Below are 3,713 nucleotides of genomic sequence, written 5' to 3'. Positions count from 1 at the left end.
GATAAACTAATGAATAAATGCTAAAATAGCTTGTTCCGAAGGCTGTATATAGCTTGCTTTGAGTTTATCGCCTTCGGGTAAAAGTCAGGGTGCATTTATGAATAGTTTGTCAAGGGTGGCGGTAGTTTAAATGAAAAACTTAAATTTGTGTCCAAACTATTGACATAGATCCAAAAGCGTGTTTCTGTTCTCTGCCTGGTTTCTACAAAAGACCGGAACAGGGTATTTTTATTGTTAGGCTGAAAGGGATGATAACATTGGTTCAAATACAATCATTAATGCGGGCTGTAATAAACTTTTATAGTTTTAACAACGGAAATGCTCCCTTAGTAATCACGAGAGTAAAAGAACACAACAGTGAAAACATGTTCATGGCCAGATTAGAAAGAGCGATTTTTGATTCATGTGAAGAAGACTGCAAGGCAACTCCATCAAGATATGCAATTTGGGGAGAAGACATTCGTAGCCTTAGTATTTCTGCAGTTGAATCCATCCGCGCACTGCTGTCAGGCTGCCTATCGGCAATGATATTTGGGTTGCGCTTGCATGGTGCCTGAGTATCCTCATTGTTGCATATCTATTCGCTATGAGGGTGTATAAACACAAAGCAGCTTAATGTTTGCAGGCATTAAAAAAGATAAATAAGAAGATAAATAAGTGCCAGAAAAACGGCTTGAATACAAGGCTTTTCGGTGATATGCCGCTCGCCGAAAATGTGCTTTTTGGCGGCTAGGATGCCGTAAAGCTCTGTATTTTTGTTTATGCAACTTTAGTGGAAACACATTCACAGCAGTTCCGTTTGGGGTAATCTTAAACGGGGTGGTTGTGTTGAGGGAAAATAAGGATTTTATAATGGCTTATTTGTGTTTTACTTATTTGAAGATCGAGAATTAATTTAAAAATAACAATAAAAATTTATTGTAAAACAATAAATTTATTGTTATAATTATAACTGAAATGTAAATTATCATAAGAGGTGATTTTATGAGAAGTTATTCAACAATGATATTACGTTTGGCTATTTTTATTGCGGGAGCAATAGTTCTTGCTATATGCAGTGGTGCGGCGTGGTTAGCAATAAAAACAGATCCAACCTCAGAGTATTATATTTTGTCTTATGTTTTGCTTATCGGTACATGTACTGCAGCAATACCATGCTTTGTTGCACTATATCAGTCTTATAAGTTGTTAGGATATATTGACACTGACCGTGCTTTCTCGGAATTGTCAGTAAAGGCATTGAAGATTATCAAGCGCTCAGCCCTTATAGAATTTTTTATTTGTACACTGGGAGGCTTACCTTTTTTCTATATATTAGCAGAAAAAGATGATGCGCCGGGCTTAGTGTTTATCGGATTGGCAATAGCAGGTGTTGCGTTTGTAATTTTCGTGTTTGCTTCTGTTCTTAACAGGCTTTTACAGGACGCCATTGTTATGAAATCTGAAAACGATTTAACGATCTGAGGTGAATTTAATATGCCGATTATAGTTAATATCGATGTCATGCTTGCTAAAAGGAAAATGAGTGTCACAGAGCTTTCGGAGAGAATTGGGATAACGATGGCAAATCTTTCTATACTAAAGAACGGAAAGGCAAAAGCCATTCGGTTTTCAACTTTAGAGGCCATATGTAAGGCATTAAACTGCCAACCAGGAGATATTCTAGAATATAGGAGCGATGATGACACTTGATGATGACACTTATGGATAAGAAGAACTTTTATTAGCTGTCATCACAATATGCTATATAAGATTGTACACTTACAAAATACTGAAACCAAGGTGGTACTACATAATGTATGATATAATTATAGTAGGGGCAGGGCCTGCAGGGGCTAATCTTGCTCGATTAATTGGAGATAAATATAAAATTTTATTAATAGATAAACGAGATCTGGAAAATGAGAGTTCCAAACACCGTATAAATAAATGCTGTGGAGGATTACTAGCACCCGATGCACAGAAAATGATTGCCAAACTGGGTTTAGGGATACCTAAAGATGTCCTTGTTGATCCTCAGCTTTTTGCCGTAAGAACCATTGACATAACAAATAATCTAGAGAGGTTATATCAGAGATTCTATTACAATATGGATAGAGAAAAATTTGACAGATGGATGGTTTCCCTGATTCCAAATGGCGTTGATAAAAAGTTTAACTCTTATTTTAAAAGTTTTGTTGAAATATCAGGCGGATATGAAGTAAGATATATCAATAATGGACAAGAAGTAACTGCAAAGACAAGAATTATAGTGGGGGCTGATGGCGCTTCTTCTAAAGTGAGGAAAATTATTAGTAAAGATGTAAATGTTCCAGAAAAGTATATCGCCATTCAAGAATGGTTTAAATGCTCATATCCAATGCCTTATTTTACAGCGGTTTTTGATGAGGAAATTAGCGATTTCTATTCTTGGTTAATACCAAAAGATAATTATCTGTTATTAGGATCGGCCCTTAGGCCTAGAGATGATACCAGAGAAAAATTTAATATGCTGAAAAGAAAATTAACACAGTTAGGTTTTAAGTTTACCACTTTACAAGTTTGACTAAGCTACCTGATCTTTGTCAAGGAAGCTCTGCACAGCTTCTTTAACGGTTGAATAAATTTTGGCACTTTCGAAGCTGGATACGAAAGTATCAAATATTAATTCTTTAGTAATTTGTTCACCTACAGCCCTTTTCACTAGTTGAGGACTTTTAAACTGATATAATATCATAGTCAAATGGTTTTATTTGTCAAGATGAAGTGACCACGAATCATAAAATAGTCTTAGTAAGAACGTTCCATTTTCCATCTTTTCCGTCTACACAACCCTGCCCGCCGAGAGCCGCTCCGAAAGGCTGTGGATGTGTTTCCGTGGACACTCACATACATAAAAATACAGGGCATTCCGACAACTCCGTCGCCGAAAAGCACATTTTCGGCGGACAGCAAATCACCGGAAAACCCTGTATTTAATCCTTTTTTCAGGTGCTCATTTGCTTTTAACATTTTGCATCAAGACTATACTCTCAATATGGAACAAGCCACTTGGATTGATGTCTTGGGCTGATTTTTTAATCTTGTGTTCTTGGAGATATGTCAATGAATTTTTAGGTTGTTTATCTAAAAGGCTTGTTCAGGAGAACATAATCACCGGCTGTATTACTGCAACCAAATGATATCCTGTATTACAGAAGGTTGTAAGTCTCTATCCTAGTGGTGAAATTCAGGTATATAGGCCTTCTCAGGTAGAAACTTATCGCTATTACTTGATACATGTTATACCTGATCTCATAACTAACTGCCTAACCAATGGGTTATACATAGCTGGAGATTTTATATTTTTAATAAGTAAATTTAACTTGATGTCTTTCACCATGTTTTTATATCTGTCGAAATATCCATTTATTTCCTTTTCAAGGCTCTGTGCTAAGTATAGAGAGCTTTTTAACGCGTAGCTTATTCCTTCTGCAGAACTAGGACTAATAGCGCCTGCTGCTTCACCAATAAGGGTTGCACCATCCACTCCTACATAAAACTGCGATACCTTTTTAGGCCTGTATATAAATCCACTTTCTATTTTTATTTTATTATCAAACTTAAAACACCACTTTACAAGTAATGTAGTGATTTAAAAATAATTCCATAAAATAACAAAATCAGACACCTAAATCCTAGGAATACTAATCTTATGACAAACCAACACCCTAGGAGGCGTCTGATATGATTAG

Annotated in this window: 5 protein-coding genes; 4 read left to right on the top strand and 1 reads right to left on the bottom strand. The window is 36.0% G+C overall.

The features are described from left to right. The first annotated feature begins 257 nt into the window (after positions 1-257). The 4 genes from AN619_RS16455 (at position 258) to AN619_RS03685 (ending at position 2,545) form a co-directional block, all read left to right on the top strand. Positions 258-557, top strand: coding sequence for a hypothetical protein (locus AN619_RS16455; protein ID WP_068555138.1), 300 nt, complete (start codon positions 258-260; stop codon positions 555-557). 427 nt (positions 558-984) lie between these two features. Next, a complete protein-coding gene (locus AN619_RS03695; protein ID WP_068555137.1) occupies positions 985-1,464 on the top strand; it encodes a DUF2975 domain-containing protein in 480 nt (159 codons plus the stop codon). A 12-nt stretch (positions 1,465-1,476) separates the two neighbouring features. Beyond that, the gene (locus tag AN619_RS03690) at positions 1,477-1,692 is read left to right on the top strand and encodes a helix-turn-helix domain-containing protein (protein ID WP_068555136.1); all 216 of its coding nucleotides are present in this window, start codon (positions 1,477-1,479) and stop codon (positions 1,690-1,692) included. Between the two features lie 103 nt (positions 1,693-1,795). Then, positions 1,796-2,545: an FAD-binding protein gene (locus tag AN619_RS03685; RefSeq protein ID WP_083524963.1), complete on the top strand. Its 750-nt coding sequence runs from the start codon at positions 1,796-1,798 to the stop codon at positions 2,543-2,545. Positions 2,546-3,247: 702 nt separating this feature from the next. Here the strand turns inward: AN619_RS03685 and AN619_RS15840 are convergent. Beyond that, the gene (locus AN619_RS15840; protein ID WP_242867307.1) at positions 3,248-3,508 is read right to left on the bottom strand and encodes a Rossmann-fold NAD(P)-binding domain-containing protein; all 261 of its coding nucleotides are present in this window, start codon (positions 3,506-3,508) and stop codon (positions 3,248-3,250) included. Between the last annotated feature and the right edge of the window lie 205 nt (positions 3,509-3,713).

Origin of the sequence: Thermotalea metallivorans (assembly GCF_001562415.1) — a bacterium.
In the GTDB taxonomy this organism is placed as follows: domain Bacteria; phylum Bacillota; class Clostridia; order Peptostreptococcales; family Thermotaleaceae; genus Thermotalea; species Thermotalea metallivorans.
The sequence above is the reverse complement of the archived record's forward strand: the minus strand, read 5'-3'. Positions and strand labels throughout refer to the sequence as shown.

What these genes read in the sequence shown, in the direction of transcription:
- AN619_RS03695 (WP_068555137.1), top strand. Translation starts at nt 985, where the DNA reads ATGAGAAGTTATTCAACAATGATATTACGTTTGGCTATTTTTATTGCG.
- AN619_RS03690 (WP_068555136.1), top strand. Translation starts at nt 1,477, where the DNA reads ATGCCGATTATAGTTAATATCGATGTCATGCTTGCTAAAAGGAAAATG.
- AN619_RS03685 (WP_083524963.1), top strand. Translation starts at nt 1,796, where the DNA reads ATGTATGATATAATTATAGTAGGGGCAGGGCCTGCAGGGGCTAATCTT.